Below are 19,101 nucleotides of genomic sequence, written 5' to 3' on the forward strand. Positions count from 1 at the left end.
AGCGAGTTAAATGAAGGAATCCGTTATCCGCAAGCTGGAAGGCTTGCTCGAGCGCAATGAAGAAGTCTTAGCCTTGCTTGGTGATGCGTCCGTTATCGCCGATCAGGAGCGTTTTCGCGCGTTATCCAAAGAATATTCTCAGTTAGAAGAAGTGGTTGCAGGCTTTAAAGCCTACCAGCAAGCACAGGCGGATCTCGAGTCTGCCAAGGAAATGCTGGAAGAAGATGACGCTGAAATGCGCGAAATGGCGCAGGAAGAAATCAAGGCGGCTAAAGCCGAACTCGAGCGTCTCGAAGCCGAGCTGCAAATTCTGTTATTACCAAAAGATCCTAACGACGACACCAACGCCTTTATCGAAATTCGTGCCGGTGCGGGTGGCGACGAAGCCGCAATCTTCGCGGGTGATCTGTTCCGTATGTATAGCCGTTATGCCGAAGCCAACCGTTGGCAGCTCGAGATCATGAGCTCGAACGAAGGTGAGCACGGCGGTTTCAAAGAAATCATCGTTAAAGTCAGTGGTGAAGGTGCCTACGGTAAACTCAAGTTTGAATCCGGCGGTCACCGTGTTCAACGTGTGCCTGAAACTGAATCTCAGGGCCGTGTACACACCTCAGCCGTCACTGTGGTAGTTATGCACGAAGTGCCTGAAGCAGAAGCGATTTCAATCAACCCAGCCGATCTGAAGGTCGATACCTTCCGTTCATCGGGCGCGGGTGGTCAGCACGTTAACAAAACCGATTCTGCTATTCGTATTACTCACATTCCAACTGGGATTGTAGTGGAATGTCAGGACCAACGTTCACAACATAAAAACCGTGCTCAAGCGATGAGCGTGTTAGCGGCGCGTATCCAGGCCGTTGAAGACGAAAAGCGCCGCAGCGCCGAAGAGTCGACTCGCCGTAGTCTGGTGGCCAGTGGTGACCGCTCCGAGCGTGTACGTACCTATAACTTCCCGCAAGGCCGCGTGAGTGAACACCGTATCAACTTAACCTTATATCGCTTAAACGAAGTGATGGAAGGCGACTTAGATGCGATTTTAGGACCGCTGATGCAAGAGCATCAGGCCGACCTATTAGCCGCTCTGGCTGATGAGCAGGGGTAATTTTGGCTGATCAATCGAGTATCGCCGAGGCCCTGCAATGGGCCTACGTACAGCTAGCGCCTACCTCTGAATCCGCCCATCTGGATGCAGAGGTTTTTCTGCTGTATTGCCTCAATAAAAACCGTGCATTTCTCTACACTTGGCCCGAAAAAGCCTTGACGGTGGAGCAGTGGAAACGTTTCCAGCAGATGGTGCAACGTCGCCAGCAGGGCGTACCCGTGGCGCATATTGTGGGTGAGCGTGAGTTTTGGTCACTGCCGTTTATCGTGAATGACACCACGTTAATTCCTCGCCCTGATACCGAAATCTTAGTCGAAACTGCCTTAAACTTGCCCTTTGAGAGCAATGCTAAGGTGCTCGATTTAGGGACTGGAACCGGTGCAATTGCGCTGGCGCTGGCTTCTGAGCGGGCGACTTGGCAAATCACTGCCGTCGATAAGGTGGAAGATGCGGTGGCCTTGGCCAAGGCTAACCGAACTAACCTTAAGCTCGAGCAGGTTGAGATCCTCCAGAGTGACTGGTTTAGTGCTATAAAGGCCCATGACTTTGATTTAATTGTCTCAAATCCGCCTTACATCGATGAGGCCGACGAGCATTTACATCAAGGTGATGTACGTTTTGAACCGCAAAGTGCACTCACCGCCGCCGATGAGGGCTTTGCCGATCTTTACTACATCGCCAAAACCGCTCGGGATTATTTAAAGCCTAACGGTTATATTCTGCTCGAGCATGGTTTTGAGCAGGCGGTAAAGCTTAGAGAAAAACTGACCGAGCTGGGTTATCAGAATGTCGCAACCGTGCGAGATTTTGGCAGCAACGACAGATGTACTATGGGTAAGTGGATGGGCTTGATTGGAATTTAATATTTAACCCAATCCTGCAAAGCACTATAACAACGCCATTGATTATTTATCAATGGCGTTTTTATTTGTGCACGGTTGAAATGGGTCGCTTTCGGCAAGTGCCCGGCACAAGATCTTCAAAATCAGTTTTAAGCTTAGGAACAAGCTATAACACTTTGACCATAAAGAATTTACTGCCGGTTTCGGGATAGGCTTGTTGTACCCATTGCACACGATATCCGTGGCGCTCATAGAAAGGTTTGGCTTGAAAATCTAAGGTATCGAGTAGGACAAATTGGCAGCCGCGTTGTTTGGCCTTGGTTTCGGCCTCGAGTAATAAGCGTGAGCCGATGTTTTGCTGGCGTAATGCGGCATCGACCCAAAGGTAGTCAATCAATAGCCAATTACCAAAGGTTTTGCCGCTTAAGCCCGCGAGCAAGCTGCCATCCTCATCCTGTAATTTTAATCCTAGGTTTTGGCGTTTCAGTGTTTGCCAGTGCCGCTGATTAAATTCGACAATTTTTTGCTTTACTGCATCGGCAAATTCGGCGGACTCATCGTCAATTATCATTAAATTCATTGTGGTTTCCTACAAACTGAGGGCCGGGTTTCGTCTGTGAATCTCGCGCGTTAGGCATTGGTCTGGCGTTATGATTAGGGTAAACTAGCGCCTTTGTCACTGGCCATAAGTATCACAATGGAAACTTTTTACAGTCTTTATCCTGCTGTTAAGCACCTGCATTTAACCTTAATTGCCGTGAGTGTGCTGTTTTTTGTCGTTCGTTTTGTGTTGCACTTACGTCAGTCAGCACTGATGGGCAAGAAAGTATTCAAAATCGCGCCCCATGTTATCGACACTTTTTTACTGCTGTCGGGCTTAACCCTGTGCTTTATGATCAAGCAATATCCCTTTGTGGACCCTTGGTTGACCGAAAAGATTGGCGCCGTGCTCGCGTATATTGCCTTGGGCGTGATTGCGATAAAAGCGAACAGAAACAAATTGTTCAAAGTTTTTGCCTTTTTAGGTGCATTAGGTTGGTTAGTTTACGCCGCCAAATTGGCGCATTTTAAACAAGCGGTATTATTGGGTTAATGGGTAAATACAATCTGCAAGATGGCATTTCTTTGCCCGAGTCGGCATTGGATGTAGGTGCTCACCTTGGATTTTCAAACCTCGAAGCGGCGAAATGGGCTTGGTTTGAATTGGCGGGAGCCGTATTAAGTCATTACCTGGTGGATCAACAGCAACGCTTAAATGCGTTGCTGCATTGGTTTTATCAGGACTTGGGTTTTTGTGTCCGCGACAATTACTTCAGTACCGAAGCGGCGGACTTAGGCACTTGCCTTATCACTAAACAGGGCAATAGCACCACACTGGCGACGGTTTTGATGCTACTGGCCAAGCAGCTCGATTTAGAGCTCGAAGCCTTACTCTTACCGGGTAATACCGTGCTTCGCAGTCATGTTGCTGGTGTTGTGCGTTATCACGACCCACTGACGGGCAAAGAGCTAACGAAACACCAACTCCATGTGTTAGTGCGCGGTGAGCTGGGTAACGCGGCTGAACTTAAGCCAAGCTACTTAAAGGCTGCGTCGGTGAAGAAGCTGATTTCACGCATGCTGCATGAGCTTAAGGCGGGGTGTATCGTGTCGCATCAATTTGAGGCGGCGATGGAATGTTGCAACTTACTGCTACAGTGGCATCCAGATGATGTGCACCTAAATCGGGAGCGCGCCTTTATCGCCCAGCAACTGGGGTGTATCAATGTCGCTGCGGCCGATCTGCAACACTTTGTCGATAACAGCCCGCATGATCCTGTTATCGAAATTGTCAAAATGCAGCTCAAAGAGCTCAGTGAACACGCTGAAATCTATCACTAAATCTTAAAGGAGAGCCTAGCAGGCTCTCCTTGTTTTTCTAAAAAACAACAATAAATCGGGCGAATGGGAAGTTTGCCCACTAACTGCAAACGGCAGTTTTTAGCATAAATACAATAACAACTGTACCAAACAGGGAGAATACTCATGGCAAGCACGGCATTAGTCACCAATGACGCGGTGGCGCTGGGAATATTGGCAACTATTCTGGGATTTGTGTTTTATACCAGTAGTAGTAGCCATCCATTTTGGCAAAAGTTTTACCGTTTTATCCCAGCGCTATTACTCTGCTATTTCTTGCCATCATTGTTGAATACCTTTGGGGTGATCGATGGTGGCACATCGCAGCTTTACTATGTGGCCTCGCGTTATCTATTGCCCGCCTGTTTGGTGCTACTGATTTTAAGTGTGGATTTAAAAGCCATCCTAGGACTAGGGCCTAAGGCGGTGATCATGTTTTTGACTGGAACTATCGGTATTGTGATTGGCGGGCCGATTGCACTGCTCGTAGTGTCCTTTATCGAACCCTCATTGATAGGTGTCGATAGTCCTGATGCGGTGTGGCGTGGCATGACGACCCTCGCTGGAAGCTGGATTGGCGGCGGTGCTAACCAAGCCGCGATGAAAGAAATATATGAAGTGGGCGGCAATATCTTCTCCGTGATGGTGACAGTCGATGTGATTGTGGCCAATATCTGGATGGCGGTATTGTTGTTTATGGCATCAAAAGCCAAGGAAATCGATGCCAAGACGGGTGCTGATACCACAGCAATTGAGACTTTAAAGAACAAGGTTGAGCAGTATCATGCTGAAAATGCACGTATTCCAAGCCTGCGTGATTTGATGCTGATTGTGGCCGTCGGTTTTGGCATCACGGGCGTGGCCCATATTGCCGCCGATTTCCTCGGCCCTTATTTTGAGGCCAACTATCCTTGGACTGAGGATTACAGCTTAACCTCTAAGTTCTTCTGGCTAGTGGTGATTGTGACCACCATAGGTTTAGCCATGTCCTTTAGCCCTATGCGCCATTTAGAGGCGGCGGGGGCTTCTAAGGTGGCGTCGGCGTTCTTGTATATTTTGGTGGCGACCATTGGTTTACATATGGATGTAAGCAAGGTCCTTGATACACCGCTATATTTTTTAGTGGGCATTATTTGGATGATAGTGCACGCTGGTTTTATGTTATTGATTGCTAAGTTAATTAAGGCTCCTTTGTTTTATATGGCCGTGGGCAGTCAGGCAAACGTAGGTGGAGCGGCATCGGCGCCAGTTGTGGCAGCGGCGTTCCACCCAGCTTTAGCCCCTGTTGGGGTATTGTTAGCCGTATTTGGTTATGCGCTAGGCACTTATATGGCGTGGCTCTGCGGTCAGTTACTGCAAGCCGTCGCGGTATAGTAGCCTTAGCTCCTGTTCAGCGCTGGTAAGGTTCCAGCATTTTAGAGAGAAGTTGCGATGAGTAATAAAATCATAAACCTAGGTTCAATCGAGATCGCTAACGATAAACCTTTCGTGTTGTTTGGTGGCATGAATGTGCTTGAGTCTCGCGATCTCGCTATGTCGATTGCTGAAACCTATGCCGAAGTGACGCAAAAACTGGGTATTCCCTATGTTTTCAAGGCGTCGTTCGACAAGGCTAACCGCTCTTCTGTTAACTCTTACCGCGGTCCGGGCATGGAAGAAGGCTTAAAGATTTTTGAAGAAATCAAAAAGACTTTCAATCTGCCATTGATCACCGACGTGCATGAGCCTTACCAATGTGCGCCTGTCGCTGAAGTGGTTGATATTATTCAGCTACCAGCTTTCTTAGCGCGCCAAACTGACCTCGTTGTCGCCATGGCGAAAACGGGCGCTATCATCAACGTGAAAAAGCCACAGTTTTTAGCGCCCCACGAAATGCGCCATATCATCACTAAGTTTAACGAAGCGGGTAACGATGAGATTATCCTGTGTGAACGTGGTTCATGCTTCGGTTACAACAACCTAGTCGTTGATATGCTGGGCATGGATGAGATGAAGCAATCCGGTTATCCGGTAATTTTCGATGCCACCCACGCATTGCAACGTCCTGGTGGTCGTGCCGATTCGGCGGGCGGGCGTCGTGCTCAAGCGACTGAATTAGCTCGTAGTGGCATGGCGTTAGGCTTAGCGGGTCTGTTTATTGAGGCTCACCCAGATCCAGATAACGCTAAGTGTGATGGTCCATGTGCCTTACCACTGCACCAGTTAGAAAACTACCTGAAGCAGATGAAGGCGATTGATGATTTGGTGAAATCCTTCGACCCGATTGATACCAGCAAATAAGCTTGGCTTAACCTTCTTAACCAAAAAGCCCCGAATCGTTCGGGGTTTTTTATTGGGTGAAATTTTCTCCATAGCGATATCAATACCTTGTGTTTATGATGTTGGCTCCAAATAGCGTATAACCCATGTCAGAGTGCAGTCTGGCAGTAACAGGATGGCTCGGATGTGGATTTTCTTTACCTTATTAGCCGCATTTATGCAGGCGTGGCGCAATGCCTTTCAGAGCCAACTTAGTAAAGAGGTTAAGGTGGCGGGCGTCACCTTAGCGCGGTTTATTTGGGCTGGTCCGATTGCGGCCTTGTATCTTGGGCTGTTATATCTTTGGGACAATGTGGGATTACCGCATTTTACGGCGGAATTTATCGGCTTTATTGTCGGCGCATCCATGATGCAGATCCTCGCGACTGGCTTGATGGTTAAGTTGTTTCAACAACAAAATTTTGCCATCGGTGCCGGGCTTGCCAAGAGTGAGGCCATCGTCGCCGCGATATTAGGCACTTTCTTTTTTGGCACCCATTTATCCTTACTCGGTTGGATTGGGGTGATTTTAGGTGGCGTTGCCGTGTTTTTATTGAGTGCCAAGCAAGGGCTTAGGCAGTTATCCCTAAGCACTGTGCTGCTCGGCATTGCTAGCGGTAGCGCCTTTGCACTGACCTCTTTATGGGTGAGGGAAGCAAGCCTGAGGTTAAATGTCGGCTTTCCCCATAGCGCCGCTTGGGTGTTGTTATGCGTGATCAGTTTGCAAACCTTAGTGTTAGTCAGTTATTTAGTCCTAAAGGATAAGGAAACGTTAATCGCCTTAATCCAACGGCCTAGGTTAACCTTGCTGACGAGTACCGCTAGCTGCTTTGGCTCCATTGGTTGGTTTAGTGCCATGTCTTTGCAGGCCGTACCCTACGTGAAAACCCTAGGCCAAGTAGAAATCTTCTTTATGATGTTGATTTCGGCATTCTGGCTCAAAGAGAAAGTGAAAATTAAAGAGTTGCTCGGCCTTATCTTAATCGCCTTGGCAGCGATATTAGTGATGTGGGAATAATGCGGCAATTGATGGCAAAGTCGGTATCGATTAATGAAGTTGCGCAGGCCCGATAATCGATTAATCAAAACATAGGGCAAGAAAGACCAAATCGGCTATATCTTTGATTCTTTTAGTGGCTAAGATACTGTCGATACAAAAAATAACAATCGATTCAACGGGGATTTGTTACTATGCCAGTCCGTACGATTCTTGCCCAAATTTCGATGCGTCACAACTTCTCCTTATCCGAATTGACATTAAAACACTGGCTAACCTTACTTCTGTTGCCCATCTTTTTAGCTTTGCTATTGAGTTACTTTATCGCGGGCTATTTAAGCCATAATAAAGCCGCGGAAATTGGCCGTTTCAATTTGGAGCGTCTAGAGGCAATCTTAGACTTATCGGATGAAGTGGGTGAGTTTGCCAAGGACTTAACTGAGCAAGATTGCGGCAAGTTAACCGAATATATGTATTTTCAGCCTTATTTTCGGGGCGTATTACTCTTCAATGCAAATGCGTTTTACTGCTCGTCGACTACGGGAGAGGTGAATCTCCCCTTAAATACCTTACTACCTGCTGATAGGCTGCAAAATGGCTCTGAATATATCGTGCCTGAGACGCCTGCTCGGCCGGGCGTACCAGCGATCATCACGATTTATAAGAATGAGAATACGCAATACGGCGCCGTGGTTGTTTCCGAAGGCCAATACCTTATCGATAGTTTTATTCAGCCGGATGTCTTTCCTCGCGCGGTGAAAACCGTTGTGCTTGGCTTACATGGGGCGACGTTGCCCTCAAGCCCGCAGTTTAGTGGTAACCAAGTTATTAGGGTATTGGCGAAGGATCAGTTTGATGTGCATCAGGATTTTGTCATCCTGCTGGAGATCTCTAAGGGATTGTTTTGGCATTTTTATTGGATTGCCTTTGCATTATCACTGCCGCTGATATTTACCCTGATCATATTGTCCAGCCTATTGCTGACAAAGCGTCGTGGGCGTCACTCCCTTGCGGACGACATTAGAAGCGGCATTGAAAATAAAGAGTTTTTCCTCGTATACCAACCTATTGTGGGCAGTGAAGATGGCAAAGCCAAAGGCGTTGAAGCGCTGGTGCGCTGGCAGCATCCGCAAATGGGCTTAGTTCGTCCCGATTTGTTTATTCCCATCGCCGAAGAAAGCAAATTAATCGTGCCATTAACCAATTATATTTTTGAACGGGCCTTGGCCGATTTTAGCTCGATGCAAGTGGAACCGGGTTTTAGGGTCGGTTTTAACGTGGCGCCCGAGCATTTTATCCAAAGCGATATCGAGGCTAAGTTTCGTTACCTTAGGGATGCGTTTGCAGAAATTGGTGTGCAGCCGTTAATTGAAATCACCGAGCGGCAATTATTAACGGCGGATATGTGTGAGCGAATTGCTGCGCTACGTGAGCTGGGGATTCTAGTGGCGATTGACGATTTTGGTACTGGGCAGACAACCTTGTCGCTGCTGCAAACCTTTACCTTGGATTACCTTAAAATCGATAAATGCTTTATCGATACCATAGGCCAAGATTCGGTGACCTCCCATGTGCTCGATACCATCATCGAACTCTGCCATAAGATGAATTATGTGGCTGTGGCCGAAGGGGTGGAGACCCAAGTGCAGGCGGACTATTTAATCAGTCGTAATGTGCATTCTTTGCAGGGCTATTTATACGCTAAGCCGATGAAATTAGATGAGCTTAGGCAATGGCTGAAGGTTCATTAACAAGCGGTATCAGTAAACTTGCCATCAGGACGTGAGTCCTGACGGCAAGTGTAGTCATCAAGCTACAGGCTATAGCCTGTTTCTTCATGCTCGGAAAGGTCTAGGCCATTCACTTCCTGCTCTGTGCTGACTCGAAGTCCGCCGAGGATTTTGCCAATCACCACAAACAATAACCAAGTTACAATCGCTGTATAGGTGAACGTAGCGATAACGCCAATGGCCTGCGCCCCGAGTTGGTCGAGCATAGTGTGGTTCACACTGGCAAAGCCATAACCGCTGAAGATCCCAAGCTGAGTCGAACTAAATACTCCCGCCAGCAAAGTACCGAGAATACCGCCGACACCATGCACTGGGAACACATCGAGTGAGTCGTCAATCTTAAGCTTTTGTTTGATGTAGACAGTTGAAAAGAAGCAGACCACGCCGCCAAGAAAACCGATAACTAACGCGCCAGCAGGGCCGACATAACCCGATGCTGGAGTGATAGTGCCAAGGCCTGCCACCATGCCGGTGACGATACCAAGTGCACTGGCCTTACCGAATTTATACCACTCGATCCCCGCCCACGTGATAGCGCCCATTGACGCGGCTAAGTGGGTCGCGAGTATCGCCATGGCCGCAGTGCCATTGGCGCCTAAAGCGCTGCCGCCATTAAAGCCAAACCAGCCTACCCACAGCATGCCCGCGCCTGTCACTGTCATGGTCAGGTTATGGGGCATAATGGCCGAGTTTAAAAATCCCTTACGCGGCCCTAACACTTTGGCCGCCACCAGTGCCGCCACCCCAGCGGTAATGTGTACAACTGTACCGCCAGCAAAGTCATACAGGCCAAGCTCGGCCAACCAGCCGCCGCCCCACACCCAGTGGGTGATAGGTGCATAGACTAACAGCAACCAAGCGCTTGAAAACATCAGTACAGCGGAGAATCTCATCCGCTCGGCAAAGCCACCGATGATCAGTGCTGGCGTGATAATCGCGAAGGTCATCTGGAAAAGCATAAATAAAGGTTCGGGAATATCCCCACTGACACTATCGCGACCAATGCTGGCTAGAAAAGCTTTGCCAAGCCCGCCGATAAAACCGTTGCCGGTATCGAAGGCGATAGAGTAACCCACCACAAACCACAGCACGGAGGCGATAGCGGCGATAGAAAAACACTGCATTAAAATCGATAGCACGTTTTTACTGCGCACCAGACCGCCGTAAAACAGCGCCAGCCCTGGGAGTGTCATCAATAGGACTAGGGCAGATGAGCTTAAAATCCAGGCAGTGTTGGCGCCGCTGAGCTGCGCCTCATCGGCCAACGCTGTGCCTGCAAAGCCGCTGGCGAACAGCGCTAATAATGCTTGATAACCTAATTTTGAATAACGGGCGTTGGGCAGAGCAAACTTAGCGTGTTGGCCGTTTGGCGTATTCGTGCCGTGCTGGAGCTTAGCGTTAAGTGTGGCTGTCTGTTGGGTCATATTGCATCACTCCCTTCCTCAGCGGTGCGTACACGGATCACTTGCTCGAGTGGAGTGACGAATATCTTGCCGTCGCCGACTTTACCCGTGTGAGCCGCGGCAACAATGGCTTCGATGACCGCATCTTCCTGCTCGGAATGGATGGCAATTTCAAGCTTCATTTTGGGGAGAAAGTCGACCGCATATTCGGCGCCGCGATACAGCTCTGTATGTCCCTTCTGGCGACCAAAGCCGCGTACTTCGGTCACTGTCATACCTTGGATGCCAAGTTGCGTCAGCGCTTCACGTACATCATCAATTTTAAAGGGTTTAATAATAGCGGTGATGAGTTTCAACTTTATTCTCCAACGAACTTCAGATGTAAGTGGGGTGAACAAAGCAGGAATCAGGCCATAACAATAATGTTTTTATTATCATTATGTTAACAAGGTGGCGCACTCAAATAGACCGCTTTTTTGCCGCAAAACAGTGCAAAAACAGGTGATTGCGCCCCGATTTGGTGCGCTGTGATGGTGCATTTAGTATCAAAATACCAATTCGAGTGCATTTAAAAATGCTGGAATATCACCGAGTTTTATTAAGCTCGGTTGGATAGGAGTAAATCCATTTAAAATCAATTGAATGAATTGATTAAGCTTGTGGCGTTATTGCCGACAACTGTTTAATGGCTTGGCACATTTGGGCATTGGTGGTTGCACTTAAACCGTGCGCGCTGGCGCGGTCGCAAATATAACCATTAATTTGTTCAATTTCAGTTGGCCTATGGTGTGCTACATCTTGGTGCATCGACGAGAAATTCGCAGCTGTGAGTTCAATCACCCGGTACACGCGCTCCCCAAGCATTTGTCTATCCAGCGCTATGCCATCGTGGGCGGCAACCTCGACCAGCTCATCTAAGATACTGGTTATGGTTTGGGTCAATTCTGCCTGAGCCAAGGTGCCATTGGGGCATTGATGCAGGGCAGTCAGGGGATTAATCGCGGCGTTTACCGCAAGCTTTTGCCAAAGACTCGGGATAATTGCCTCAACCCATTCACTGTTTGGGATAGCGTTGAGCAGCCCATCTCGCAGTGCTTGTGGTAATGCGGGACCGGTAAAATGGCCAAACTGGGTCAAGCCTTGGCCAGTTTGTTTGACTTGCCAGCGGGACTGTCGCAGCACGCCCTGGGAGGTGGTACCAAGGCTTAAGCCGCGACCCTGTAATTTGGGCGCGAGAGCCAAGTGTGGACCCATGCCATTATGCAATAACAGGATATGACACTGGGGCGAGAGTTGGTCGAGTAAAGGGCTAATAGCATCAACGACTTGATAAGCCTTAACGCACACAATTAGCAGCTTAACCTGCTGTAAGCCTGTGCTGTCAAAACTAACTTTAGGCACTCGGTATGACACTGAATCGGTATCAGCATCCGTTGATGGCAGAGGGCAAAACACAAGGTCTTGCCAATCCGTCGCCTCAGAAGTGGATACTGATTCACGCGCTATCAGGCCTACGGCTAATCCCGCCGAATGCAGTTGATGGCAAATCAATTGCCCTACGGCTCCAGCCCCTAAAATCGCAATATCGGTGATTTGAGGCTCCATAACGGATGACACATCTTGGCCGAACATTATTCTTCCTTGAGTTGGGCGGCGCTAAAGTATTTTCGATAGGCCCAAAGACAGAAGTAAAACAAAGCGATACCAGCAAAGTCCGCTAACACATCGCCCACAGAGGCGCTGCGATAGGGTAAACGCGATTGCACTAGTTCAATCAAAATCGCGTAGGCGGCAAGCACCAGCGAGAGCCAGTACCACTTAGGGCGAAAGGCGAGAAAGGTCAGATAAGAGAGACAGAAGAAGCTCCCAAGATGGCCTACCTTATCGATATTGGGGATACTTTGCGAATAGGTTGGTCTGGAAAACACCAGATAACTGATCACGACAAAGGCTACGGCTAAAGCCAATTTGAATAGGGTGTTTTTAGTTATCACAAATACAATTTGATTATCTTAGTGTGACGCCATAATAGGAAAATGTGCCGCCAAAGTCATCCATAACCCGAGTTTTATCTTGCTTGGGTAAAGTTAACCTTCAACTTGGGGGAGGGAGTCGGTAAACTATGGGCATTTACAATCACCTAAGGGGCGGCAACTATGCCTTCATTTGATATTGTGTCTGAAGTGGATGAGGTTGAATTACGTAACGCGGTCGAAAACTCCCGCCGTGAAGTCAGCAGCCGATTCGATTTTCGTGGTAAAGATGCCAGCATCGAATATAAAGATCATGTGGTGACTCTCACCGCGGAAGATGATTTTCAGTGCAAGCAGTTGGTCGATATTCTGCGTACCCAATTGAGCAAGCGTAACGTTGAGCCTTCGACTATGGATGTCGACGAAAAGTCGGTTCACAGTGGCAAAACCTTCTCCCTGAAAGTGCGCTTTAAGCAGGGGATCGAGACGGATATCGCCAAGAAAATCGTTAAGATGGTCAAAGATAGCAAGATTAAAGTGCAATCTCAGATCCAAGGCGACACAGTGCGTGTAACGGGTAAAGCCCGCGATGATTTACAAGCTGTGATGGCGTTAGTGCGTCAAGCGGATCTTGGTCAGCCTTTCCAGTTCAATAACTTCCGCGATTAATCGCAAAGCCTAGCCAGCATGTGATTCACCTAGAGTCAGTGTGCTGATAGACATTCAAAAGCCCCTCGCTATCAAAGGCGAGGGGCTTTTTTATTGCTTAGATTCGGCGTTGTCTTTGCTGACATGGGGTACGTATCTATTCACTAAATGAATAAGCAGTAACACGGGAAAACCAATCACACTGGCGGCGACAAAGAAGTTTACATAGCCATAGGCATCGACATAGGCGCCCGAGAAGCCAGCAATAAACTTAGGGAAGAGCAACATAATCGAGGAGAGCAGCGCATATTGGGTCGCACTGTAGCCGCTGCTGGTGAGGCTCGAGAGGTAAGCGATAAAGGCGGCGGTGGCAATACCGGCGCTAAAGTTATCGATCGAGATCGCAAAGGTTAAAAATTGGACGTTGTAACTAATCATCGCCTGCCAAGCAAATAGCAAATTGGTGACAGCGACCAAGAGGGCGCCAAGGAATAAAATCTTCATGGTGCCGAAGCGGGCTAATAGGATACCGCCAAAGGCTGCGCCAACTAAGGTCATGATAAGGCCATAGATCTTACTCAGATAAGCAATTTCTTCTTTGCTAAATCCCATGTCCACGTAGAACACGTTGGCCATAATCCCCATTACGATATCCGAAATGCGATAGCAAGAAATCAGCAAAAGAATCAAAATGGCGCTACGGCCATAGCGGTTAAAAAAGTCAATAAAGGGCAGTATGCTGGCGGTATAAATCCATGAGAGACTCGCCGCAACGGGCTTGGGATAACGCTCGCTCAAGCGTTGTTTTACCGCTAATTCGGTCTCATCGGCGGCGCGGGTATCGACCTGTGGCTCGCGGCTAAAAAGCGTTGTTAACACCCCGACAAACATCAGTCCTGCCATCACCAAATAGGAAGTTTGCCAAGCGAGCAGGTTATATTCGGTATTGCCTGGCTCAACCCAAGCGGCGATGCTGAGCGCACCAGCGGTCGCCACAATCATGGCGCTGCGATAGCCCACCTGATAGGCGGCAGCAAGCGCGGCCTGCATTTTTTCGGGGGCAGATTCGATACGAAAGGCATCAATCACAATATCTTGGGTGGCGGATGCAAAGGCGACCATCAGGGCAAATACGGCCAAGCGTTCGAGATCTTGCAGTGGGTCGCTAAAGGACATACCCAAAATCGCGCCGACCAATAGCAGTTGGGCGAACAACATCCAACTGCGCCGACGACCTAAAAAGCGCGTCAGTATGGGCAGAGATAATCTGTCCACCAAGGGCGACCAGGCCCATTTGAAGGCATAAGCCAGCGCTATCCAACTGAAATACCCGATAGATGTACGGTCTACTCCTGCTTCCCGCAGCCAAAAAGACAAGGTTGAAAAGACCAACATTAATGGCAGGCCAGCAGAAAAGCCGAGTAACAACAGTATCAACACGCGCTTATGGTAGTAAACGCTAAAGAATTCTAAGATGCGCCGATTTAAACCGATTACGAACATAAGCATGAGCCGAGGAGTCGAATCCGCCTAGCTTACGGGTAAGATGCGGTGGGATTCAAGGATTAATACGTATCCTTATGATGCTCGATGGGTTTCTGTGCGGCAGAGGGAAAATAAAAAGACCCAGCAAGCTGAGTCTTTAGAGAGTGTATTACTCAAGGTCGAATACCAACGCACCCTGAGGGCATTTGGCCTCCTAAACTAAGGAAGTCGCAGCACGCATGCAACTGCTGACACAGGTACTGATTGCCGCGGATCACCCAGTCTGGCCACTTGTTAAAGCTATGGAGCAAATGCCAAAACACGGTTTCTGTTTCTGTTTGCGCTTCACTACTTGGAATGAGTAATTGCCATTCCTCGAGTGTGTCCCAAAGATAGAGCTGGACTTCATGGAAATCGAGCTCGTCACTCAAAAATGCTTTACCATACATAGCAAGCTGGGGCGCTTTATTATCGATAAATTCTTCAATCGTCACCCTTGCCTCCTTTCTGTTGCCTTTTGAGTATAGACAGAGGATTAGGGCTTTTGCTCAAATTTTTTTCGATTATTTTTTCGGCAGTAATTTAGCTGTTTTCAATATGATAGGTGTTACTGGCACATCGGGCCAATTCAGTTTCGCATTGGTCGTGGTCTCGACCACGGCCATGGCTTCCAGCACTTGTTTGCCCTCAATCACTTCACCAAATACCGCATAACCCCAACGACGTTTGGATGGATCCAGCTTAGTGTTATCCGCCACGTTGAAGTAAAACTGACGGGTAGCCGAATGAGGATCGTTGTCGCGCGCCATCGCAATCGTGCCCATGCTGTTGGATAAGCCGTTGCCAGACTCGTTGAATATCGGCTTGCCTGCGGGTAACTCTTCTAATTGTGGGTTTAGTCCGCCACCTTGAACGACAAAGTCACTGATAATACGGTGGAAAATCGTGTTGTTGTACTCGCCTTTGACCACATAGGTCAGAAAGTTATCAACGGTAATCGGTGCGCGGGTTCTATCGAGTTCGACCACAATCTTACCTAGGCTGGTATCAAACTCGACTTGGGGATACAAGGTATCGGGTTGAATGTCGATTGCTGCCCAACTGCTATAGCTGGCACAGAGAACTAAGAGTGCAGATATCCAACGAAACATTATGATTTCCTTATTAATTATCGATTAGCACTATTATTGTTGCAGGAACTGGTTTAACTCAGGGTCATTCAAAATTTCCCCAGTGAGTTGGCCGAGTAACTTGTTCATATCCAGCTCTAGAGTGGCAAAGTCTGGTGTTAACGGGCCTTTTAAAGTGCCCTTGGCTTTATAGCGTTTGACTAATTCTTGACTGGAATTGCGGGCTTGCACGGCAATCAGCACGCTGTGTTTGGCCTCATAACCGAAGGTCTTTTTGGTGACGTCCATTTGCAGTTCTTCTAACTGAACTTGCACAGAGTTGGTCGCGCTTGGGTCAATCTGGTAGCCCGCTTGGGTAAAACCGTTACGGAAAACTTCATCGAGCAATAATTTTGGTGGCTCACTCGGGCCGACGAGGCGAGTCTTAGTGCCTTCTTCGATAAAACGCGCCACGTACTCGACGTTACGGGTATCAATGGTATCCAATGAGATCTGTACGGGTCTGTTGGTCTGTTGGCTAATATCGGGAACCTGTGGGCTAAATGCCATATGAGTTGGATTTTGGCTCGCGCAGCCCACGAAGAGCAGGGGGAAAGTCAGCGTCAATAATAACTTTTTCATGGGGGATCTCATGCAAGTAAAAAGTGGCTACAGCATACCAGAAATCCCCCCCGTTACCACAATGCACTCGGGTTCAGTCCTTATACAGGTGCAAAGGTTATGATGTGCCAACATCTGAATACTGAATTTAAACAATATGAAATACTTAACAATTAATACTTGGCTGTTGTCGTTCGCTCTGTTTAGCGGGGCGGTTGTGGGTAAGGCGAATGCCGGCGATTCTCCCCATGTGTTGGGTGGCAGCTTAGGCTATGGCACTCAAGAATTTGAAACTAAGAGCGGTAAATATGATGCGGGCGATACCTTCACCAGCGACTTGTATTACCGCTATATGCTTAACGACATCTTTGGCGTTGAAGTAGGGTATTTAACGGGTTCTGGTGGTGTGGCAAGTGCGCTCGTTAGTACGTTCAGCGAGATAAAAGATTTACGTTTCCAGGGTGTTAGAGCTACCGCCTACGGCGAATATGCGCTCTCCCGAGGTAATAGTCTGTACGCCAAACTCGGCGCTGCTTACACCCAAGTGAGTTATGAGATGGATAAGCAAGAGATGGATTCGGACGATGTAGGCTTTTACGGCGCGGTCGGTTGGCAATATCGGTTTCAGTCGGGCTTTGGGTTAAACCTTGAATACCAATATGTGCCAATGAAAGAACTCGAGCTACAAGGGGTTAACTTTGGCATGAGTTATCGTTTCTAACGACTTAGGTTTACGGAATTAGGTTTACGGAATTAGGTTTACTGAGTCCTTCACTATCATGTAGCGGATAAGTTTGTGTCGATTAAGCGCCTTCGGGCGCTTTTTTTATGATCCGTAGGTGGGATTAAACCGAATTCTTGCCGGCAACAAAATCACAACAATTTGAGCTTGCACTCTTTTAATGCAATGGGCGACAGGTTAGAGTAAAAATTCAACATTAAATAAGAGAGCATAAATGCTCCTTCGACTGCACAAGCAAAGGCGAGTTTATGTCTAGGATTATTACCCAAATCGCCCCCGACAGTTTAATCAATGCCAAAGGTCAGCCACATTTCGGCCATTTCGATGGCATAGTCGGTAGCTTAGGTTTAGCGGATTTTGCCTATTTCGATACCATGGACAAGCCCGCATCGGCCTGGGCAAAACGGTTCGATTTTAAGCAGTTCCAGTTTATTTCGATTATCACGCCGCGCTACATCATTGGAATTGCACTGGCGGATATCGCTTATCTCGGGAGTGGTTTCTGTTATTTATATGACATTAAAAATAACAGCTTAACTCAACAGGACTGGCTAAAACCCTTTGGGATTGGCTACCGGATGACGCCTTCACCCGCCAACGGGGTTGCCGCAATCGGCGGTAAAGGCGCTAGCGTGACCTTTAAGATCCAAGAGGGTAATTGGCATTTAGTCATTGATACTAAAAGCATTCAAGCCGATTTAACCCTGCATGCCTTACCCTTAAGTTTACCTATGGCCATGTGTAGCCCCACGGGATACAACGGCTGGACCTATACCCAAAAACACAATGGCTTATCGGTCAAAGGACAACTCACCATAGACCATGAACCGCAACCATTGAATTTTGCCCTCGCAGGTTATGATTTTTCCGCGGGCTTTATGCGTCGAGATACCAGCTGGCGCTGGGCATCCATCAATACCCAAATTGATGAAGAGGTGATTGGATTAAATCTTGCTGCGGGTGTTAATGAAACCGGTGCCAATGAAAACGTGTTTTGGATCAATGGCGAGCGCCATTTACTCGGACCTGTGCAATTTGAGTTTGACCGTCATGGTCAGCAGGGCACAGATCTCTGGCGTATTCATAGTCACGATGGCCGCGTCGATTTAGAGTTTACGGCGCGAAATTGCCGCAGTGAGAAACGCAATTTTATCTTGCTGAAGAGTAATTTCCGTCAATATCTGGGGCTTTTTAGCGGTTTTATCATTGACAACCAGGGGCGTAAATTCCAACTCAATAATGTGTTGGGATTGACCGAGGACCATTACGCCCGCTGGTAGGCGATTTACGCTTTAATACAATAATAACAATAGGATAAGGGTATATGGATATCGCCGCGTTAATCAATCATCCCGAGGTGTTGCTGCTGGTATTGGCTCCACTGTTTTTTGTCTGCATTTTGCTGGAATGGTATTTCGGCGACAGAAGACAAAAACTGCCAGTGAGTGCCCGTTACCACACGAAGGAAGTGCTGTGTAATTTTAGTCTCGCCGCCATGCACCAAGGGGCGGATATCCTCACGGGTTTGCTGATCGCTAAGTTGTACCTAGCGGTATTTGGTTGGAAATTATTCGATATTCAAATGGGGCCACTCAGCTTTGTGCTGCTAATGATTGCCCAAGATTTTTGCTATTACTGGTTCCACCGTGCGAGCCATAGAGTACGGTGGATGTGGGCGGCCCATGTGGTGCACCACAGCTCGGAAAATATGAACTTCAGCACCGCCTTTCGCCAGAGTTTGATGTATCCCTTCGCTGGCATGTGGGTGTTTTGGTTGCCGCTGGTGATCTTAGGCTTCGACCCTAATTGGGTGGTTTTTGTGGTGCTATTGAACTTGGGATTGCAGTTTTTTGTGCATACCCAAGCGGTGAGAACACTTGGCCCCTTAGAATGGCTGTTTAATACGCCTTCCCACCACAGGGTGCACCATGGGCGTAATCCACAATATATCGATAAAAATTACGCCGGTATTTTAATTATTTGGGACAAACTCTTCGGTACCTTTGTACCCGAGGGCGAGACAGTGATTTACGGGATCACTAAACCCGTCAACAGTTTCAATCCACTTAAAGTGACCTTTAGCGAATGGCGCGATATGTTCAGCGAGGTGACGGCGCGGGGGCTGACATTCTCGGAGCGCTGTAAAATCCTCTTCGCGCCTCCAGCCAGTCAGCAAAAGGATGAGTGATTTA

General features: G+C 48.1%; 21 protein-coding genes. 12 read left to right on the plus strand and 9 right to left on the minus strand.

The window, feature by feature from the left end; genetic code table 11:
* Positions 1–10: 10 nt before the first annotated feature.
* Together prfA and prmC are read left to right on the plus strand one after the other, a co-directional pair.
* On the plus strand, positions 11–1,102 hold the full coding sequence (gene prfA / locus N7386_RS03935) for a peptide chain release factor 1 (protein ID WP_011715925.1): 1,092 nt from the start codon (positions 11–13) through the stop codon (positions 1,100–1,102).
* Positions 1,103–1,104: 2 nt separating this feature from the next.
* Positions 1,105–1,965 (plus strand): peptide chain release factor N(5)-glutamine methyltransferase, encoded by an 861-nt coding sequence (gene prmC / locus N7386_RS03940; RefSeq protein ID WP_279767119.1) that lies wholly within the window; start codon positions 1,105–1,107, stop codon positions 1,963–1,965.
* 145 nt (positions 1,966–2,110) lie between these two features.
* Here prmC and N7386_RS03945 read toward each other — a convergent pair whose 3' ends face one another.
* Positions 2,111–2,524 carry a GNAT family N-acetyltransferase gene (locus N7386_RS03945; RefSeq protein WP_279767120.1) on the minus strand — a complete coding sequence of 138 codons (414 nt, stop codon included), beginning with the start codon at positions 2,522–2,524 and terminating at the stop codon, positions 2,111–2,113.
* 117 nt (positions 2,525–2,641) lie between these two features.
* Between N7386_RS03945 and N7386_RS03950 the strand changes: the two genes are divergently transcribed.
* The 6 genes from N7386_RS03950 (at position 2,642) to N7386_RS03975 (ending at position 8,889) form a co-directional block, all read left to right on the plus strand.
* Positions 2,642–3,037 carry a SirB2 family protein gene (locus tag N7386_RS03950; RefSeq protein ID WP_011623908.1) on the plus strand — a complete coding sequence of 132 codons (396 nt, stop codon included), beginning with the start codon at positions 2,642–2,644 and terminating at the stop codon, positions 3,035–3,037.
* Entirely contained in the window at positions 3,037–3,825 is a 789-nt protein-coding gene (locus tag N7386_RS03955; RefSeq protein WP_086902029.1) for a tetratricopeptide repeat protein, read from the plus strand. Before N7386_RS03950 ends, N7386_RS03955 begins: the two co-directional genes overlap by 1 nt.
* Before the next feature lie 144 nt (positions 3,826–3,969).
* Entirely contained in the window at positions 3,970–5,217 is a 1,248-nt protein-coding gene (locus N7386_RS03960) for a DUF819 family protein (RefSeq protein ID WP_264889387.1), read from the plus strand.
* A gap of 57 nt (positions 5,218–5,274) precedes the next feature.
* Positions 5,275–6,123, plus strand: coding sequence for a 3-deoxy-8-phosphooctulonate synthase (gene kdsA, locus N7386_RS03965; RefSeq protein WP_011623905.1), 849 nt, complete (start codon positions 5,275–5,277; stop codon positions 6,121–6,123).
* Between the two features lie 163 nt (positions 6,124–6,286).
* The gene (locus N7386_RS03970; RefSeq protein WP_264889388.1) at positions 6,287–7,159 is read left to right on the plus strand and encodes a multidrug transporter; all 873 of its coding nucleotides are present in this window, start codon (positions 6,287–6,289) and stop codon (positions 7,157–7,159) included.
* A 206-nt stretch (positions 7,160–7,365) separates the two neighbouring features.
* Positions 7,366–8,889 (plus strand): EAL domain-containing protein, encoded by a 1,524-nt coding sequence (locus tag N7386_RS03975; RefSeq protein WP_279770955.1) that lies wholly within the window; start codon positions 7,366–7,368, stop codon positions 8,887–8,889.
* Positions 8,890–8,951: 62 nt separating this feature from the next.
* On the opposite strand, the gene N7386_RS03980 is transcribed toward N7386_RS03975, so the two are convergent.
* From N7386_RS03980 to N7386_RS03995, 4 genes are all read right to left on the minus strand, one after another.
* Positions 8,952–10,352: an ammonium transporter gene (locus tag N7386_RS03980; protein WP_279767121.1), complete on the minus strand. Its 1,401-nt coding sequence runs from the start codon at positions 10,350–10,352 to the stop codon at positions 8,952–8,954.
* On the minus strand, positions 10,349–10,687 hold the full coding sequence (locus tag N7386_RS03985; protein ID WP_089068421.1) for a P-II family nitrogen regulator: 339 nt from the start codon (positions 10,685–10,687) through the stop codon (positions 10,349–10,351). The genes N7386_RS03980 and N7386_RS03985 overlap by 4 nt, the downstream gene beginning before the upstream one ends.
* Positions 10,688–10,982: 295 nt before the next feature.
* Positions 10,983–11,963, minus strand: coding sequence for a 2-dehydropantoate 2-reductase (locus tag N7386_RS03990; RefSeq protein WP_279767122.1), 981 nt, complete (start codon positions 11,961–11,963; stop codon positions 10,983–10,985).
* The gene (locus N7386_RS03995) at positions 11,963–12,325 is read right to left on the minus strand and encodes a VanZ family protein (protein ID WP_011623900.1); all 363 of its coding nucleotides are present in this window, start codon (positions 12,323–12,325) and stop codon (positions 11,963–11,965) included. Before N7386_RS03995 ends, N7386_RS03990 begins: the two co-directional genes overlap by 1 nt.
* A 162-nt stretch (positions 12,326–12,487) precedes the next feature.
* Here N7386_RS03995 and N7386_RS04000 point away from each other — a divergent pair, with 162 nt between their 5' ends.
* Positions 12,488–12,973 (plus strand): YajQ family cyclic di-GMP-binding protein, encoded by a 486-nt coding sequence (locus N7386_RS04000; RefSeq protein WP_279767123.1) that lies wholly within the window; start codon positions 12,488–12,490, stop codon positions 12,971–12,973.
* Between the two features lie 90 nt (positions 12,974–13,063).
* On the opposite strand, the gene N7386_RS04005 is transcribed toward N7386_RS04000, so the two are convergent.
* The 4 genes from N7386_RS04005 to N7386_RS04020 form a co-directional block, all read right to left on the minus strand.
* Entirely contained in the window at positions 13,064–14,461 is a 1,398-nt protein-coding gene (locus N7386_RS04005) for an MFS transporter (protein WP_176370271.1), read from the minus strand.
* Positions 14,462–14,610: 149 nt separating this feature from the next.
* Positions 14,611–14,931: a hypothetical protein gene (locus tag N7386_RS04010; protein WP_086902034.1), complete on the minus strand. Its 321-nt coding sequence runs from the start codon at positions 14,929–14,931 to the stop codon at positions 14,611–14,613.
* Positions 14,932–15,000: 69 nt separating this feature from the next.
* Positions 15,001–15,588 carry a peptidylprolyl isomerase gene (locus tag N7386_RS04015; protein ID WP_011623896.1) on the minus strand — a complete coding sequence of 196 codons (588 nt, stop codon included), beginning with the start codon at positions 15,586–15,588 and terminating at the stop codon, positions 15,001–15,003.
* Positions 15,589–15,621: 33 nt separating this feature from the next.
* Positions 15,622–16,188: a YajG family lipoprotein gene (locus N7386_RS04020; protein WP_041408859.1), complete on the minus strand. Its 567-nt coding sequence runs from the start codon at positions 16,186–16,188 to the stop codon at positions 15,622–15,624.
* A 136-nt stretch (positions 16,189–16,324) separates the two neighbouring features.
* On the opposite strand from N7386_RS04020, the gene N7386_RS04025 reads away from it, so the two are divergent.
* From N7386_RS04025 to N7386_RS04035, 3 genes are all read left to right on the plus strand, one after another.
* Complete coding sequence (locus N7386_RS04025; protein ID WP_279767125.1) at positions 16,325–16,888, plus strand: porin family protein; 564 nt, start codon at positions 16,325–16,327, stop codon at positions 16,886–16,888.
* A 269-nt stretch (positions 16,889–17,157) separates the two neighbouring features.
* Positions 17,158–18,189 (plus strand): DUF2804 domain-containing protein, encoded by a 1,032-nt coding sequence (locus tag N7386_RS04030; protein ID WP_279767126.1) that lies wholly within the window; start codon positions 17,158–17,160, stop codon positions 18,187–18,189.
* A 44-nt stretch (positions 18,190–18,233) separates the two neighbouring features.
* Positions 18,234–19,097: a sterol desaturase family protein gene (locus tag N7386_RS04035; protein ID WP_086902038.1), complete on the plus strand. Its 864-nt coding sequence runs from the start codon at positions 18,234–18,236 to the stop codon at positions 19,095–19,097.
* Positions 19,098–19,101 lie beyond the last annotated feature (4 nt).

The sequence above is a fragment of the Shewanella sp. GD04112 genome (assembly GCF_029835735.1).
Taxonomy (GTDB): Bacteria; Pseudomonadota; Gammaproteobacteria; order Enterobacterales; family Shewanellaceae; genus Shewanella.